The organism is Halostagnicola larsenii XH-48, from assembly GCF_000517625.1.
Classification (GTDB): Archaea; Halobacteriota; Halobacteria; order Halobacteriales; family Natrialbaceae; genus Halostagnicola; species Halostagnicola larsenii.
The window spans coordinates 1,853,537-1,868,286 of the sequence record NZ_CP007055.1 but is presented as its reverse complement, the minus strand read 5'-3'; the positions used below and the strand labels follow the sequence as shown (position 1 = coordinate 1,868,286).

The window sequence follows — 14,750 nt, the reverse complement described above, 5'->3', positions numbered from 1 at the left end:
CCCGTATAAATGAGTGATGCGACGGGCGAACTCGATACGGTTCTTGAATTGTGTCGCGTCGAACACCGTCGAATCGTCCTTGCAATCCTCCTGAAAGACCGACGGGCGTTAACGCTGAACGACCTGACGAAGGAGATCGTACGGCACAATCACCGCATGTCGATCACCGACGTGCCGAGTGAGACGGTGAGCCGGATACATCTTTCAGTAGTTCATCAACACGTTCCAAAGTTGGCAGACGCGAAGGTAATCACGTACGATCGGGAACGCCAGCTGGTGGAGCCAACCGACCGACTCGACGGATTGGAGTCGTCCCTTTCGACCATTATCGGGCTTGATTCGGATCTGGACATCCTCGATACCGGGTAAAATATTTCAATACATCTTCGCGTCGCTCGAGCGCCCGATTAGGACAGTTGTTTCGACAGCCAGTTCAGGTTCGTCGCTGCGGCGGCGAGTACGATCGCGCCGAGCGAGATCAGGATCAGGAACGTCGAGACAACGCTGACCATCGGCGATAGCGAGTTTCTGAGTTGGCTCCAGGCGACCACTGGGATGGTTTCGGTGGTGTGATCCGAGAGGAAAAGCGCCATCACGAACTCCTGAAGACTGACGATGAACGCGAGCAGCGCGCCGACGAAGATGCCGTGTTTCACGTTCGGCAGGACGACGTGGACGAACGACCGCACCGGACCGGCACCGAGGTCGTGGGAGGCGTCTAACTGCTGCCAGTCGAACCGGCTGAAGACGGACCGCATGACGAAGTAGACGAGCGGCGTCGCCCACAGCGTGTGCGCAAGGATCAGGCTCGCGTAGGAGCCTCGCAGGTCGAACTCGCTGAAGTACACGAGCAGCGTGACGCCGAAGATAACCGGCGGAATCAGCATGGGCAGGAGTACTAGCGGTGCGAGCAGCCGCCCCAGCGGACCGTCGTCTAACTCCTGTCCGAACGCGGCGGTGACGCCCAGTATCGTCGCGACGACCGCCGTGCCGATGCCCACGAGAAGGCTGTTATCGAACGCGCGCAGCCAGTCGATCTGGTTGAAGAACGATTCGTACCAGGTGAGCGAGAATCCCGTCGGCGGGAACGCGAGCTGTCCGGAGTCGCCGAACGACGTCACGACGACGACGGCAAGCGGCAACAGCATGAACGCGAACACCGCGAGATAGCCCGCACGGAAGAGGGCCGTCTCGAGTCGTTCCCTACGCATATTCCATCTCACCTCCGAAGCGCGAGAGGACGGTGACGAGGGCAGCGATCACCACGAGCATCGCCCCGATCATCACGACCGACAGCGCGGTCGCCGTCGGCCACTGGAAGTCACGCAGGATCTGCCCTTCGACCCGCATCGCGAACGTGACGTTGTCGCCGAGGAGAAACGGTGCGGCGTACGAGCCGACGCTCCAAGCGAAGGAGATCACCGTCGCGACGACGATCCCCGGCATCGCCTGCGGGACGACGACCTCGAGGACCGAGCGGGGGCGGCTCGCTCCGAGGTCCCGCGCGGCCTCGACTAACTGCCAGTCCATCGTCGCCAGCACGCTGTAGATCGCCAGGACGGCGTAGGGGAGGACGATGTACACCTGTCCGACGATCGCTCCCGCCAACCCGGGCACGATCTCGAGCGGCGTCGAGAGCAGCCCGAGCGATTCCAGAAGGGAGTTCAGCGTCCCGGTGGGAGAAAGCAGCGGCCGGAAGGCGTAGGTCTTGACGACCAGCGTCGTCAGCAGCGGGAGAACGACCGAGAACAGCAAGAGCGACTTACGGAGTCCCTCGGCTCGCCAGATCGCGTAGGCGTACAGCAAAGCGACGGCGACGGCGATCACCGTCGCGACGATCCCGATCGTAAACGAGTGGGCGATGACTTCTCGCGCGACGCCGCTCGTGAGGACGTCTGCGTACGCGTCAAGCGACCACGTCCCATCGGCGTAGGCCGCCCCGCGATCGCCAGCCTCCGAGACGCTGATCCGGAGCAAGATCAGGAACGGCGCGACGAAGATCAGAAGCTCGAAGGCGACGAGCGGGAGCATGAGCAACAACGCTCGTTTCGATCGCGACCGCGCCGCAAGCGGCTTCCAGACCCGCTCGAGCGCTCCCGACGCCGCGGCGTTCGAATCGGTTCCGGACATGGTTACAGGTCGACCCTCGTACCGTCCCCGCGGAACGCAAGTACGTCCGCGCCGTCCCAGCGGATGCGGATGTCGTCGCCGGCGTCGAACGCACCCGAGTCGGCGACCGTTCGCTCGACGAACACCGAGCTTCCGTCGACCGCCACGGAGTAACGGACCGTCGACCCGCGATAGATGACGTTCTCGACGGACCCGACGATCTCGTTCGTCGGCCCGCCGTCGGCGACAGCCGCGTCCGCTCGATCGGAGTCAACCGGATCCGCGTTCGCGCCGATCGAGAGGACCTCGGGTCGAAGCGACACCGTCACCGACTCTCCCGAAGCGAGCGCGTCGCCGTTGTCGCTCGGGAGGACGATATCCTGGCCCAGTTCCGTTTCGACGACGACGGAGTCGGCCGTCGTCCGCGCGACCTCGCCCGCGACGAAGTTCGTGTCACCAAGGAACCCCTCGATGAACCGGTTCTTCGGGTTCTCGTAGACCTCGTGGGGATTCCCAACCTGAATCAGTTCGCCGTCGGCCATGATACCGATCCGGTCGGCCAGCGTGAAGGCCTCGTCCTGATCGTGCGTGACGTGGACGAACGTCTTCTCGAGATCCTCGTGGATCTCGCGGAGTTCGATCTGCATGTCCTCGCGCAGGCGCTTGTCGAGGTTCGACAGCGGTTCGTCGAGCAGGAGGACGTCCGGGTTGACCGCCAGCGAGCGCGCGAGCGCGACCCGCTGTTTCTGCCCGCCGCTCAGGTTCGTCGGGTCGTCGTCGGCGTGATCCACCATCTCGACGCGGTCTAACATCTCGCGGGCGCGCTCTTGGCGCTCGTCTTTCGACACCGACCGCATCCGCAGCCCGAAGGCGACGTTCTCGAGGACGGTCTTGTGAGGAAACAGCGCCCAGTCCTGGAACACGGTCGCGGTGGTTCGGTCGTAGGCCGGCCGATCGGTGACGTCGTCCTCGCCGATGTGGACCTCACCGTCGGTCGGTGACGTGAGGCCGGCGATCATGCGCAGCGTCGTCGATTTGCCGCTGCCGCTTGGACCCAGCAGACAGAGCAGTTCGCCGTCCTCGATCGTCACGGAGACGTCCTCGACCGCGAGTTCGTCGCCGTAGCGCTTCTCCAGTCCGGAGAGTTCTATTTCTGACATTGGCTTCAGTCGTTTCGGATGCTCGAGTACTCGGACTCGAACTCGTCGTAGTAGTCGATGAGGTACTCCCAGTCGGGGAAGGCGATGTTCTGTGCGTCCTCGGCGCTCGTCGGAAGCTGCTCGCCGAGGTCGTTCGCGTACTCCATGTCGGCGTTGCAAAACAGCGCCGGGCTCGATTTCGACCACTCGGTCTGGACTTCGGGTCGCATGAGGAAGTCGATGAACTCCTCGCCGCGGTCTCGCTTGTCGGTGCCGCTGGTCACGCACCAGTGGTTGAGGTAGCCGGTGGTCTCCTCGGGCAACGTGTGCGTGAGCCCGTCGTAGTCGCCGATGTCGTAAGCCGTTTGTTCGAAGTACCACTGCGCGACGTCTATCGTCCCGCTGTCGAACGCCTGCCAGATGTCCTGTCCGCTGCTGGCCCAGCTCTGGACGTTCCAGTTTCGGATCTCGTCGAAGACCTCCGCGTGGAGGGATTCGTCGTAGAGTTCGCCCGCAGCTTCGCTGTCGTCCATGCCCATCGCGGCGGCGTGGACCGGGAACCACCAGAAGCCGGTGTCGATACCGATTCCTCGGCTATCCGCGACCTCGCTCGAGGAGAGGTCACCCCATTCGGTCGGTTCGAAGTCGAGGTCCTCCCGGTAGATGATGTTACACGGCGCGCCGTCGACCGGCATGCCGTACTCCGTCGGGCGGAACTCGCTGTAGTAGTCGATCGTCTCCTCGAGGTGAGGAACGTTTTCCGTTCGGATCGACTCGAAGAGCCCCTCTTGCCGGCCGCGGTAGTAGAAGTTGCCGTCCGTGACGGTGACGTCGTACGGCGGAGACCCCTGCGATTGCCTGATGTTCGCGAGGATGTTGTTCCAGCCGGTCTCGACCTGCAGCGTCACGTCGTGTTCGTCCTCGTACATCGGGACGACTGCCTCCTTGAACCGATCCGCGTAGTTCCCACTCCAGACGCAGACGGTCAGCGTCTCGCCGGACGCCGTGGAGTCGCCGCCGAAAATCCGCGTACACCCTGCCAGCCCCGCGGCCGATCCGGCCGCAACGCCGGCTAGCATCCCCCGTCGAGAGACGCCGCTCGTCGATTCGGTTGTTGGTTCCGTCTCAACTCCCCTCGTCTCTGCAACCCGTGTCGGGTCTGCAGCCATTGGTGACCCGGCCCTATCCGAGTGCAACATAAAACGGTTGTGAAGTTCGAAACGGTCGCGTACAATCCCATGCGGACCGTTCGAAAGCTCCTCGCTTCCGGTCGGAGTCGTCCCGAATCACTCGCTACCGATCGGCCTTCACAAGTCACTCGCTGCCGATCGGAGTCGTCCCAACCCGCTCGCTATCGACCGGATCCGCCTCAGGTTACTCGCTACCGATCGGTGATCCGCCCTCGGAGCACCGCGATACCCCGTCTCCCTCGCGGCCGGCCTCGTACTGTGGTCTCGACTCCCAACACTCCTCGTGGACGATCGTCTCGCTGTCGAGTCGCTCGCGCCACCCTGCCGTCTCGAGCACCGGCTCGTCCGGGAACCCGTTCTCGGGATATCCGAAACACAGGTACGCGATCGGTTTCACGTGCGGCGGAATCCCGAGCAGTTCCTGCAGTTCGGACGGATAGAGCACGCTCACCCAACCGACGCCGACGCCTTCCGCTCGAGCGGCCAACCAGAGGTTCTGGACGGCCAGACACGTCGAGTAGACGTCCGTGCGTTTCATCGAACTTCGCCCCAGAACGTGGGGCGCACCACGCGTCGGGTCGCAGGTCACACAGATGTTGACCGGCGATTCGAGGATACCCTCGAGTTTGAGGGCGGCGTACTCGGATCGTCGCGGTTCCTTGTACCCTTCTCTGGCCGCTGCGATGGCGCGATCCGCGATCGATTTCACCCCACGTTTGGTCTCTCGCTCTTCGATTACGATCAGATCCCACGGCTGCGAGAAGCCGACGCTCGGCGCGTGATGGGCGGCCTCGAGAAGTCGCTCGAGCACTGGGTCTGGGATCGGGTCGTCTCGAAACCGGCGGATGTCCCGTCGAGCGTAGATCGCTTTGTAGACGCCCTCGCGGTCGGCGTCCGTGAATTCGACCATGCGTTCGGTAGCACACGGCTCTGGCAAAGCCGCGTCGAAATCAACCGGTGGTGGCCGCTCGCATCGACTCACTCGAGCGTTTCGGACGGGTCGACGACCTCTCCGGTCGCCGGATAGACGCCGACCTGGTCACACAGGTCGCCCATCGGGCACGCGTCCGGATCCTCGAGACACGCCGGGTTGCGCGCGGTGCAGTACTCGCGGCCGAACTGGATCATCGCGGTGTGTCCGAAGCCGCATTTGGTCGCCGGCACGTCGCGTTCGACGACCTCGCGGACGCCCTCGTGATCCGCGTCGGGCGGGGCGATTCCAAGCCGTCGAACGATGCGGTGGACGTGAGTGTCGACGGGAAAGACGCCGCCGCGACCGCCCGCGAAGAGCAACACGCAGTCGGCCGTCTTCGGGCCGACGCCGCGAACCGACAGCAGCGTCTCGCGAACCGTCTCCGGCGGCTCGTCCTTGACGAAGGCGTCGAACGCCGCCGCGGAACCGAACTCCTCGAGGACCCACTCGGCCGTGTCGATGATCGTCTCCGACTTCTGGTTGTACAGTCCCGCGGAACTGATCGTCTCGGCGAGTTCGCTCTGTGTTGCGTTCGCGAGCGCCTCGGCGAGATCAGCGTCGGCGTCTCCCGAATCGTCCGTACCGTAGCGCTCGAGCAGCGCGTCGTGTGCGGGCTGGCTGGCCTTATCGCTCGTGTTCTGGCTCAAAATCGTGCGGACGAGACAGGTGAAGGCGTCCTGCCCGCCGTAGGTCTTCTGCCAGTACAGTTCGCCGAGCCTGTCGACGACCGCCTCCGCGCGCGTCTCAGCCTCCGCCGGGTCGAACTCCGCCGCGACGCCGCCACCCTCGAGACCGCCGCTGATGTTGCGCGACGGTTCCGGGTCTTCGCTCATGTATTCAGGTAGCGCTCGAGCGGGCAAAACCCCACTGGATCGCTCCCTCGAGGATCATCGAGTTTCTCCCTCCACCGCTTCTAACGCTCAGTCGCGCTCAATCGTCCACGGACACGGTGATCGTCACGGTCACGTCCGCGCCCGCGGCCAGCGAATCGACGAGGTCCCGATCGAACCCCTCCGCGGCGTGTTCCGACTCGAGCGCGATCGTCCGCTCGTCGACGTACTCGCTCGTCCGACCCACCGCGCTGCGCTCGCTCGAGAACTCGAGTTCCGGGTCGCCGCGACCGCGGACCGAATCCCGGTGGCCGTCGGCCTCGAGCGTGACCGTGATCGTCGCATCGCGCTGTTGGCAGGCGGCGACGAATTCCGGGTCGAAATCCGCTGGTGCGCGGTCGGCCTCGATCGCGAGGATACAGTCGCCGGCAGGGGTCAGAAAGTCGTCGGTCGAAACCTCGAACGTGCTCGCGTGCTCGGCGCTGACGTTCTCGTGGCCGCGGGCGTGGATGATTTCCTCGAGGGTGCGCTCTCGCTCGTCGATATCGTCTTTCCGTTCGCCGCCGTCGCTGGTCGTCGTCGGATCGCTCATAGCTACGTTCGCCGCCTCACGCTGAAAATGGAATCGATCGTGCGCCCGGTTCTCGAGCACTGAGCCAGACTATACCAGGCTCGCGCCGTCGAACTCGCCGCGACTGTACTCGATCTCCATCAGATCGAGGATCGTCGGCGCGATATCGTAGAGGTCGGCGTCGTCGATGGTCACGTTCGGATCGTCGACGTACAGCGACGTGTCGTCGAAGCTGTGCATGCCGTTTCGCGGTCCCGTCGTGAACACCTCCGAATCGGCCTTGAAGCCGGACTTGAGATCGAATCCCTTCGTCGGGATCGCGACCAGATCGGGCGCGATCTCATCGTGGTCGCCGCGGAAGGCGGCTTCCTTCTCGACGACGCGATCGACCACCTTGCGGCCGTCGGGTCCTTCGAGGGCCTCGAGTTCGGCCTTGAGCTCGTCGCGAACTTCGTCGTACTCCGATTCGGGGACCGACCCGCGGGGCTCTCGCCCCTCGAGGTTGATGTAGAACCGACCCGGAATGAACGAGTAGGCTTTGGTCTCGTCGGCGATATCGTCCAGTTCCTCCGGTTCGTCGGTCCGGAAGGAGAGCCAGTCGTTCTCCCGAAGCCACTCGTTGAAGTGAACCTCGTGATCGAGGCTGGTGAAGCCGTGATCGGAGGCGACGATGAGCGTGACATCTTCGGGAAGCGCCTCGCGTAGCTTACCGATGTAGTCGTCGACCTTCTCGTAGAACTCGAGGAACTCCTCGCGGAACTCGCCGTCGCGCTCGTAGTCTTTGAACAGGAAGTGGTTGACCCGGTCGGTCGTCATGAAGACGCCGAAAAAGAGGTCCCAGTCGTCTTCCTCGATGTAGTGTTTGAACGCCTCGTATCGCGCGTCGACCGTCGCGTGTGCGTCTTCGATGAACTCGCGTTTGTCCTCCTGATGGCCGAGTTTCGGGTTGACGTCGATCCGATATTCGAATCCCTCGAGGGTGTCTCGAACGTCGTCGGGGTAGGCCGCTTTCTCGAGGCCGGGGGAGAGAAAGCCAGAAACCATCCGCTGGACGTTTCGCTGGGGCGGGAACGTGACCGGCACGTTCATCACCGTCGCATTTCGTCCGTCCTCCTGGACGCGGTCCCAGACGCGGGTGGCTTGCACCTCGTTGCCCATCGGGACGTAGGTATCGTAGGTGCCGACCTCCCGATCCTGAAAGCCGTAGACGCCGGTCTCGCCGGGGTTCATCCCGGTGGTCAGCGAGGGCCAGCAGGCGCTGGACTCCGGCGGTACGATGCTCGAGATCTCGCTTGCGGTCCCGTCCGACGCGAGCGCCGCGAAGTTCGGGAACCGCTCTTCGTTGTCCCTGAGAAGACTGTACGGAACACCATCAACTCCGATAAACGCGACTCGAGGGCTTCCATCGCCCCGTAACCGGTCAAACAGACCCATGCGAGGTCGTAGTCCGAGCGGATACAAGAAGGTTCGTTTCCAGACACTGTTTTCGAGAACGGCGGGCCACCCGCGGCGGTCGAACGATCGGCGGCGCTGTCCCGTAAACGGCAGTCAGTTCCCCGCGAGTGCTCGGGTGCAAACGAGGGCGAAGAACGCAGCGTTACTCGGCGGTGTCCGGCTCGAAGTTCGTCGGAACGATCGTTGGATGTGCCATCCCGACGCCGGCTTCGGGTTCGTCGGGGTCTGAACGCTGGTATCCAACTGGGGACTCTTTTGCTGCCATAACGGGTAAACCAACGCTCTCGCACCCAATAAAATTACCCATGCTCATAATGCATGCGAGTCTGTACGTTGATTACCAAGGTGAATTATCTGTCGTGAGATACCGGTCCGCTCACGGATTCGTCCATCGCAGATTCGTCCTCGAAGAACACTCGAGAGATGTCTCTCTCGCTCGACGGTCTACTCGTCACGATACTGCGATAAAAATCGGAATCGAGCGGGTTGGTCGACAGTTCGTTGCGATCGTCGGCGATCAGGCGAAGTTCTCTTCGTAGAGATCCTGTGCGTGTTCGATCGCGTCGTAGGCGGCCTGCTTGTCCTCCCAGCCCTGCGTTTCGACTTCCTTGCCTTCCTCCAGGTTCTTGTACGTCTTGAAGAACTCGTCGATCTCGTCGAGTTGCTGCTGTGGAATGTCCTCGAGGTCCTCGATGTGATCGTATCGCGGATCCTCGGAGGGGACGGCGATGACCTTGTCGTCCTGCTCGCCGTCGTCGTCCATCTTCATCAGGGCGACAGGACGCGCTTCGATGACGCAGCCGGGGAACGTCTGATCCTCGACGAGAACGAGCACGTCGAAGGGGTCCTCGTCGTCGTAGTACGACTGCGGGATGAAGCCGTAATCGGACGGATAGTGGACGTTCGAGTGGAGAACGCGATCGAGGACGACGCCGGGGACGTCCTTGTCGTACTCGTACTTGTTGCGTTCGCCTTTCAGACATTCGACGACGGCGTAGATCTCTTCGGGCGCGTTTGGTCCGGTTTCTATGTCTTCCCAGAGATTTACCATACCGAAACGATTCATGGACGATCAAAAAGTACTTTCGTAATCGAACTGGAACCTATACCTGATGGCCACCAGACGCGTCAACGAGGTGAGCCAACGAAACCTCCGGGAGACGGCCAACAACGCTACGAGAAGCTGTTTGGCTGCAAAATCTGGACGAATAGTTGGCAAGTCTTAAATAGTCTGGTGACATTTACAAATCTATGTCAGAGGCACAAGCAATCACGGGCGAGCAGAGCATTGCGCGCGAAATGACCGCGTTCCAAAACAACATCCTCGTTATCCTCGCTAAAGAGCCGATGTACGGCCTGGCGATCAAACGAGAACTCGAGGATTACTACGGAACCGAAGTAAACCACGGCCGACTCTATCCAAACCTCGACGAACTCGTCGAACTCGGTCTCGTCGAAAAGAGCGAACTCGACAAGCGAACGAACGAGTACTCGCTGACCGACGACGGCTACGACGCCGTCCTCGACGGAATCAACTGGACGCTCTCGAAGGTCGTCACGGGCGACGAGCGCGCGGACGAGATCACCGACATCGTCGAAAACAGCTACTGAACAGCCGTTTCGAGGGTGACCTCAGAGCCGTTTCGGGCGGCATAGCGGACTACGGGATCAGTCGGGCCGGTATTCGGGCACCGGTTCGCCAGCCGTCTCGTAGATACGGTCGATTGACTGCTCGAGCGCGTCTCGTTGCTCGTCGGACGGCCACGCATTTCTGACGACGTACTCCGTGCGAAACTCCGAGAGCTCCGCGGCCGTCGCCGATTCGATGGGTTTGGCGTAGTGGTTTCCCATGAAATCCGCGAGCATCGCCGCGTTGTCGCCGTGGACGTCGCCGTGGGCGGCCCGGACCTCGTCGACGAGTGCACGGTTTTGCGCGTCGACTTCCGCCCAGTCGTCCGGATCGGCGGCCCCCTCGAGCGGGATTTCGGCGGCGCGCTCGAGGTCGTCGATCCGATCCGTTCTGATGACGCCCTCGTCCTCGTCGTGCCACTCCTGTGGGTGGAGTACGAGCACGTCGTCGCCGTCCGTTCTGATGCGCGCGGTGTACTCGTGGTCCTCGAGCAACGTCTCGCGCTCGGCTCTGTAGGCGGCGGCTTCCTCGTCGTCGACGGCGTTTCGCTCGAGTCTGGTGAGCCGTTCTGCGTCGTCGATTACTGCCCTCGGGAGCGGCGAGTCGTTCCCGTCGGTCGCTTCTCGCGAGACCGGTTCGGCTTCTGCTTCGGCGTTCGTTCCGTCCGCTTCGGTAGACGACTCCTCGTTCGGCGTGGGCATAGAATACTCGATAAAAGGGGCGGCCGGCTTTTCAGTCGTGCGTTCTCGGTGTGGAGGTGGGTGGTCGATTCGCCAGCGAATGCGCGCGGCTCAAGCCTCGTCGAGCGCTTCGTTTGCGAGGTCGTCAGCCCGTTCGTTGGCCTCTCGAGGGACGTGCTCTATGGTCCACTCCCCAAAGCTCGAGAGCAACTCGAGCACGGTCACGCGCCGCTCTCTGAGTTCGGGATTGTTCGTATCGTACTCGCCTCGGACTTGTTTGACGATCAGTTCGGAGTCCCCGCGGACGTGGACCTCGTCGTACTGGTAATCGCGTGCCGCCTCGAGCGCAGCGATGAGCGCCTCGTACTCGGCCTGGTTGTTCGTCGCGCGTCCGATCGTGTCGTTGCCCTCGGCGACGATGCCGTCGCTCGTGACGATCACCCAGCCGATTCCCGCCGGGCCGGGATTGCCGCGCGCCCCGCCGTCGAAGTAGACGTGCGCGCGACCGCCGCCCTCGCGCAGTAGCGCCTCGAGATCCTGCGGGTTCGATCCCTGGATAACGACCTTGTCGTCGTAGGCGATACCCGTCGCGTCGCCGCGGCTCGCCCGCCAACGCTCGTGATCCGTGTTTCCCGACTCGACGATAACGCCCGCGTCCTCGAGCCGTTCGCGGGCTCGCTCGACGTCGCACTCGATGACCGGCATTCGTGAAAACTCGGCCAGATCCGGATAAAGTCTTTCTGGTTTGGAGTGACAAACTCCGTCCGTCAGTGCGTCTCTCGACTGATATCGGCGCTTTGGCTCCAATGGCAAAAAACCCTTACCAAGGATTTATATACGTCCCTGATACTACTATAAAAGTGCGATGACACGGTCCACCCGCCAGCGGGAGCGAACACGTGAGACGGACGAGACCGAGGAACAAGAAGGGGTACGTGCCTGCCCCGAGTGTGAATCGGATAATCTCGTAAAGGATTCCGACCGGGGTGAGCTCATCTGTCAAGATTGTGGGCTCGTCGTGGAGGAGGAAAAAATCGATCCCGGTCCTGAGTGGCGGGCGTTCAACCACCAGGAACGGCAACAAAAGTCCCGCGTCGGCGCACCGACGACCCAGACGATGCACGACAAGGGACTGACGACGACGATCGACTGGAAAGATAAGGACGCCTACGGTCGTTCGATTTCTTCGAAAAAGCGCAGTCAGATGCACCGACTGCGCAAGTGGCAAGAACGCATCCGTACCAAAGACGCCGGCGAACGTAATCTCCAGTTCGCGCTCAGCGAAATCGATCGGATGGCCTCGGCGCTCGGCGTGCCGCGGTCCGTGCGAGAGGTCGCATCGGTCATCTATCGCCGCGCGCTCAAAGAAGACCTGATTCGCGGTCGCTCGATCGAGGGCGTCGCGACGTCTGCGCTGTATGCCGCCTGCAGAAAGGAGGGCATCCCGCGCAGTCTCGAGGAAATTTCGGAAGTCTCACGCGTCGAACGCAAAGAAATCGGGCGAACGTATCGATACATCTCGCAGGAACTCGGCCTCGAGATGCGACCCGTCGACCCGAAAAAATACGTCCCACGATTCTGTTCCGAACTCGAACTCTCCGAAGAGGTCCAGACCAAAGCCAACGAGATCATCGAGAAGACGGCCGAAGAAGGACTCCTCTCGGGCAAATCACCGACCGGATACGCCGCAGCCGCGATCTACGCTGCCTCACTGCTCTGTAACGAGAAAAAGACCCAGCGCGAAGTCGCAGACGTCGCGCAGGTCACCGAAGTGACCATCCGGAACCGCTATCAAGAACAGATCGAAGCGATGGGGATCCACGGTTAAGGCCGCTCACTCCGTATTTTTAGAGGAGGTGCGAAATCGCTCACTGCGTAGCGACAGCGTCGCCCCCTCGAGGAGTCGACGGAATCGGCCGATCAGTCGTCTTTACCGACGCTGATGACCTGCAACAGCGAGTAGACGGGGACGCCGTCGATCTCCTCGACGCCCTGTTTGTCGGCGAGGACGACGCATGCGAGCGGATCGCCGCCGTCGGCGCGGATCGCTTCGATCGTCTCTCGCATCGTCGTGCCGCTCGTGATGGTGTCGTCGACGATGTAGCACTCGCGGTCGCGGATCGTCGCGAAGTTTCGGGAGAACATCCCGCCGAGTTCGTCGAGGTCGCCTTCCTCCCACTGGTGTTTCGACGGCGTGTACGTCGCGAGATCGGTCTCGAGTTCTCGAGCGACCAGCGTCGCGATCGGTCCGCCAGCCTTCTCGATCCCGATCGTGAGGTCGACATTCTCGCCGTGTTTGGCGAGGAGGTCTGCCATCGCCGACGCGATCGATTCCATTCGCCCGCTGTCGCGGCCGATCGCAGACCAGTCGACGTGGATGTCCTGCGGCCCGCTTCGCGCCGCACCGTTGGACTGACCGGCGTCGGTCGGCTGTGGCGTCGTATCGCTTCGCTCGACGAGCCAGCTCGCGGTTTCGCGGGAGACGTTCAGTTCGTCCGCAATTTCGCCCTTCGACAGCCCGCGCGTCGCGAGTTCCGATGCGCTTTCGATGAGGTCATCGACGTTTTTCATATGCGAAGTGGTTTGGGCCCCGTTTTTATAGGCGTATCGTCGTTCGCCAATGCGGCCGTTACTTGGCCCCGGTGTGCGCTGACGACCGCTACTGGGCGCAAGCTATATCCCTGCCGGGAATGGTGGCTGAATATGGCCAGAAAAACGTACCAGGACAAGCTCGTGGAGCTCCGCGAGGATGTCTGTTACATGGGCGAAGTCGTCATGGAACGCCTCCGAATGGGACTCGACGCTCTGGAGCAGAAAGACGACGATCTCGCACACGAACTGATGACGGGCGACGGAGAGATAAACCGCATGTACCTCGACCTCGAGCAGGACTGTATCGACCTGCTCGCGCTCCAGCAGCCGGTCGCGAGCGATCTTCGATTCATCGCCGCGTCGTTCAAGATCATCACGGACTTAGAGCGGATCGCAGACCTCGCCGTAAATCTCGGGGAGTACAGTCTCGACGCCGAACGGGACCTCTTTCCGGACGTCGACGTGCAGGCGATGGGCGAACTGACCCTCGAGATGGTCGACGACGCGATCACGGCCTACGACGACGAGGACGTCGAGGCGTGCTACGATCTCGCCGAGCGGGACGACGATCTCGACCAGTTCGCCGAACGGGCGAGCGAGATCGTCGTCCGCGACCTGATCGAACGCGAACTCGATTCGCCCGACGAGGTCGAGACGATCCTACAGGACGTGTCCCGGCTTCTTCTGACGATCCGGGACTTAGAGCGCGTCGGCGATCACGCGGTCAACATCGCTGCACGAACGGTCTATATGGTCGAAAACGACGACGAACTCATCTACTGAGGAACACAGCGGACTGGACGTATATCAGTCGGCTCGGCGAATTCGGACGGCACCACGCCGTCGCTCCGGTCCGAGTATCAGTTTCGGTTTTTGTGTATCACCCCGCACAGCTATCAGTTCGGCCCTCGAGGAGGAACCGTATGAGCGATCGAAACGCCATCGAAGAACTCGAGGCGCGACTCGGTTTCGTTCCTCGCAGACGATTGGTACTCGGTGTCGTCCTCCTAATCCCGCCGTTTACGATTTTGGGTGTCGCCTTGCTCGGGTACGAACTCCTGCGGGCGGGGAAACCCCTTCGCGAGGCCGAAAACGAACGGCTCATCGGTCCAGACCCTGACGCCAAGGATATATCGACGGAGTACGAACCCTAACTCCATTGCCTTCCTGTCTCGCATTTTCCGGTTTACGTGTGGCCCGTCCGACGAGGATCCTCGGCTCGCTGTGGAACGTGTGTCAGCAACTGCGCCGTCTCGAACACGTTTCGTGTCTCGAGTAACACCGTCGCCGCTTCTCGAACGGTAAAGTCCGCCTCGAGGGAGACGCCGTGACAGCGTGCATAACACGTGAGCCACGCGTTCATCGCCCCACGAAGCGCTGTCAGCTCCAAATCGGAAAATCGGACCGTTCGGCCGCCGGTGCGGCCCTCGAGGTAGAGCCAGATTGCGGGTCCGGCACCTTCGCGAAGGTACGTCCGGCCGTCTGCCGGGGTCGCCGTCTCGGGGTCGAACGTCGCTCGATCGCGGTCGGCCCGGCGGGCGAGCGCGGCGATTCGCGGTCCGTATCGGCTCATGGCTGCTC

General features: G+C 62.2%; 19 protein-coding genes. 5 read left to right on the top strand and 14 right to left on the bottom strand.

Features of this window, described 5'->3' with window-relative positions:
- Positions 1-9 precede the first annotated feature (9 nt).
- A complete protein-coding gene (locus HALLA_RS09460; protein ID WP_049953120.1) occupies positions 10-369 on the top strand; it encodes a DUF7344 domain-containing protein in 360 nt (119 codons plus the stop codon).
- A 38-nt stretch (positions 370-407) separates the two neighbouring features.
- Here HALLA_RS09460 and HALLA_RS09455 read toward each other — a convergent pair whose 3' ends face one another.
- From HALLA_RS09455 to HALLA_RS09415, 10 genes are all read right to left on the bottom strand, one after another.
- Positions 408-1,211, bottom strand: a complete 804-nt coding sequence (locus HALLA_RS09455; RefSeq protein WP_049953119.1) for an ABC transporter permease — start codon at positions 1,209-1,211, stop codon at positions 408-410.
- Entirely contained in the window at positions 1,204-2,130 is a 927-nt protein-coding gene (locus HALLA_RS09450) for an ABC transporter permease (RefSeq protein WP_049953118.1), read from the bottom strand. The genes HALLA_RS09455 and HALLA_RS09450 overlap by 8 nt, the downstream gene beginning before the upstream one ends.
- A gap of 2 nt (positions 2,131-2,132) precedes the next feature.
- Complete coding sequence (locus tag HALLA_RS09445; protein WP_049953117.1) at positions 2,133-3,269, bottom strand: ABC transporter ATP-binding protein; 1,137 nt, start codon at positions 3,267-3,269, stop codon at positions 2,133-2,135.
- Positions 3,270-3,274: 5 nt separating this feature from the next.
- Positions 3,275-4,417, bottom strand: coding sequence for an ABC transporter substrate-binding protein (locus HALLA_RS09440; RefSeq protein ID WP_049953116.1), 1,143 nt, complete (start codon positions 4,415-4,417; stop codon positions 3,275-3,277).
- A gap of 205 nt (positions 4,418-4,622) precedes the next feature.
- The gene (bluB, locus tag HALLA_RS09435) at positions 4,623-5,348 is read right to left on the bottom strand and encodes a 5,6-dimethylbenzimidazole synthase (protein WP_084568979.1); all 726 of its coding nucleotides are present in this window, start codon (positions 5,346-5,348) and stop codon (positions 4,623-4,625) included.
- Positions 5,349-5,416: 68 nt separating this feature from the next.
- The gene (locus tag HALLA_RS09430; RefSeq protein ID WP_049953115.1) at positions 5,417-6,244 is read right to left on the bottom strand and encodes an endonuclease III domain-containing protein; all 828 of its coding nucleotides are present in this window, start codon (positions 6,242-6,244) and stop codon (positions 5,417-5,419) included.
- A gap of 97 nt (positions 6,245-6,341) precedes the next feature.
- Complete coding sequence (locus HALLA_RS09425) at positions 6,342-6,833, bottom strand: DUF371 domain-containing protein (protein WP_084568978.1); 492 nt, start codon at positions 6,831-6,833, stop codon at positions 6,342-6,344.
- 69 nt (positions 6,834-6,902) lie between these two features.
- Positions 6,903-8,246 carry an alkaline phosphatase family protein gene (locus HALLA_RS09420; RefSeq protein ID WP_049953114.1) on the bottom strand — a complete coding sequence of 448 codons (1,344 nt, stop codon included), beginning with the start codon at positions 8,244-8,246 and terminating at the stop codon, positions 6,903-6,905.
- 163 nt (positions 8,247-8,409) lie between these two features.
- Positions 8,410-8,532, bottom strand: coding sequence for a hypothetical protein (locus HALLA_RS21615; protein ID WP_277921455.1), 123 nt, complete (start codon positions 8,530-8,532; stop codon positions 8,410-8,412).
- A gap of 252 nt (positions 8,533-8,784) precedes the next feature.
- Positions 8,785-9,318, bottom strand: coding sequence for an inorganic diphosphatase (locus tag HALLA_RS09415; protein ID WP_049953113.1), 534 nt, complete (start codon positions 9,316-9,318; stop codon positions 8,785-8,787).
- 200 nt (positions 9,319-9,518) lie between these two features.
- Between HALLA_RS09415 and HALLA_RS09410 the strand changes: the two genes are divergently transcribed.
- Entirely contained in the window at positions 9,519-9,878 is a 360-nt protein-coding gene (locus tag HALLA_RS09410) for a PadR family transcriptional regulator (RefSeq protein ID WP_049953112.1), read from the top strand.
- A gap of 57 nt (positions 9,879-9,935) precedes the next feature.
- Here HALLA_RS09410 and HALLA_RS09405 read toward each other — a convergent pair whose 3' ends face one another.
- Both HALLA_RS09405 and rnhA read right to left on the bottom strand, forming a co-directional pair.
- Positions 9,936-10,598 (bottom strand): DUF7108 family protein, encoded by a 663-nt coding sequence (locus HALLA_RS09405; RefSeq protein WP_049953111.1) that lies wholly within the window; start codon positions 10,596-10,598, stop codon positions 9,936-9,938.
- 90 nt (positions 10,599-10,688) lie between these two features.
- Positions 10,689-11,282 (bottom strand): ribonuclease HI, encoded by a 594-nt coding sequence (gene rnhA / locus HALLA_RS09400; RefSeq protein WP_049953110.1) that lies wholly within the window; start codon positions 11,280-11,282, stop codon positions 10,689-10,691.
- 160 nt (positions 11,283-11,442) lie between these two features.
- Between rnhA and HALLA_RS09395 the strand changes: the two genes are divergently transcribed.
- The gene (locus HALLA_RS09395; protein WP_049953109.1) at positions 11,443-12,405 is read left to right on the top strand and encodes a transcription initiation factor IIB; all 963 of its coding nucleotides are present in this window, start codon (positions 11,443-11,445) and stop codon (positions 12,403-12,405) included.
- 92 nt (positions 12,406-12,497) lie between these two features.
- Here HALLA_RS09395 and gfcR read toward each other — a convergent pair whose 3' ends face one another.
- On the bottom strand, positions 12,498-13,148 hold the full coding sequence (gfcR, locus tag HALLA_RS09390; protein ID WP_049953108.1) for a transcriptional regulator GfcR: 651 nt from the start codon (positions 13,146-13,148) through the stop codon (positions 12,498-12,500).
- A gap of 132 nt (positions 13,149-13,280) precedes the next feature.
- Here gfcR and phoU point away from each other — a divergent pair, with 132 nt between their 5' ends.
- Positions 13,281-13,952 (top strand): phosphate signaling complex protein PhoU, encoded by a 672-nt coding sequence (gene phoU / locus HALLA_RS09385; protein ID WP_049953107.1) that lies wholly within the window; start codon positions 13,281-13,283, stop codon positions 13,950-13,952.
- A 140-nt stretch (positions 13,953-14,092) separates the two neighbouring features.
- A complete protein-coding gene (locus HALLA_RS09380; RefSeq protein WP_049953106.1) occupies positions 14,093-14,323 on the top strand; it encodes a hypothetical protein in 231 nt (76 codons plus the stop codon).
- Positions 14,324-14,355: 32 nt separating this feature from the next.
- Here the strand turns inward: HALLA_RS09380 and HALLA_RS09375 are convergent, their stop codons facing one another.
- On the bottom strand, positions 14,356-14,742 hold the full coding sequence (locus HALLA_RS09375; protein WP_049953105.1) for a hypothetical protein: 387 nt from the start codon (positions 14,740-14,742) through the stop codon (positions 14,356-14,358).
- Between the last annotated feature and the right edge of the window lie 8 nt (positions 14,743-14,750).

Coding starts and splice junctions, on each gene's coding strand:
- HALLA_RS09460 (WP_049953120.1), top strand. CDS start 10: ATGAGTGATGCGACGGGCGAACTCGATACGGTTCTTGAATTGTGTCGC.
- HALLA_RS09455 (WP_049953119.1), bottom strand. CDS start 1,211: ATGCGTAGGGAACGACTCGAGACGGCCCTCTTCCGTGCGGGCTATCTC.
- HALLA_RS09450 (WP_049953118.1), bottom strand. CDS start 2,130: ATGTCCGGAACCGATTCGAACGCCGCGGCGTCGGGAGCGCTCGAGCGG.
- HALLA_RS09445 (WP_049953117.1), bottom strand. CDS start 3,269: ATGTCAGAAATAGAACTCTCCGGACTGGAGAAGCGCTACGGCGACGAA.
- HALLA_RS09440 (WP_049953116.1), bottom strand. CDS start 4,417: ATGGCTGCAGACCCGACACGGGTTGCAGAGACGAGGGGAGTTGAGACG.
- bluB (WP_084568979.1), bottom strand. CDS start 5,348: ATGGTCGAATTCACGGACGCCGACCGCGAGGGCGTCTACAAAGCGATC.
- HALLA_RS09430 (WP_049953115.1), bottom strand. CDS start 6,244: ATGAGCGAAGACCCGGAACCGTCGCGCAACATCAGCGGCGGTCTCGAG.
- HALLA_RS09425 (WP_084568978.1), bottom strand. CDS start 6,833: ATGAGCGATCCGACGACGACCAGCGACGGCGGCGAACGGAAAGACGAT.
- HALLA_RS09420 (WP_049953114.1), bottom strand. CDS start 8,246: ATGGGTCTGTTTGACCGGTTACGGGGCGATGGAAGCCCTCGAGTCGCG.
- HALLA_RS21615 (WP_277921455.1), bottom strand. CDS start 8,532: ATGGCAGCAAAAGAGTCCCCAGTTGGATACCAGCGTTCAGACCCCGAC.
- HALLA_RS09415 (WP_049953113.1), bottom strand. CDS start 9,318: ATGGTAAATCTCTGGGAAGACATAGAAACCGGACCAAACGCGCCCGAA.
- HALLA_RS09410 (WP_049953112.1), top strand. CDS start 9,519: ATGTCAGAGGCACAAGCAATCACGGGCGAGCAGAGCATTGCGCGCGAA.
- HALLA_RS09405 (WP_049953111.1), bottom strand. CDS start 10,598: ATGCCCACGCCGAACGAGGAGTCGTCTACCGAAGCGGACGGAACGAAC.
- rnhA (WP_049953110.1), bottom strand. CDS start 11,282: ATGCCGGTCATCGAGTGCGACGTCGAGCGAGCCCGCGAACGGCTCGAG.
- HALLA_RS09395 (WP_049953109.1), top strand. CDS start 11,443: ATGACACGGTCCACCCGCCAGCGGGAGCGAACACGTGAGACGGACGAG.
- gfcR (WP_049953108.1), bottom strand. CDS start 13,148: ATGAAAAACGTCGATGACCTCATCGAAAGCGCATCGGAACTCGCGACG.
- phoU (WP_049953107.1), top strand. CDS start 13,281: ATGGCCAGAAAAACGTACCAGGACAAGCTCGTGGAGCTCCGCGAGGAT.
- HALLA_RS09380 (WP_049953106.1), top strand. CDS start 14,093: ATGAGCGATCGAAACGCCATCGAAGAACTCGAGGCGCGACTCGGTTTC.
- HALLA_RS09375 (WP_049953105.1), bottom strand. CDS start 14,742: ATGAGCCGATACGGACCGCGAATCGCCGCGCTCGCCCGCCGGGCCGAC.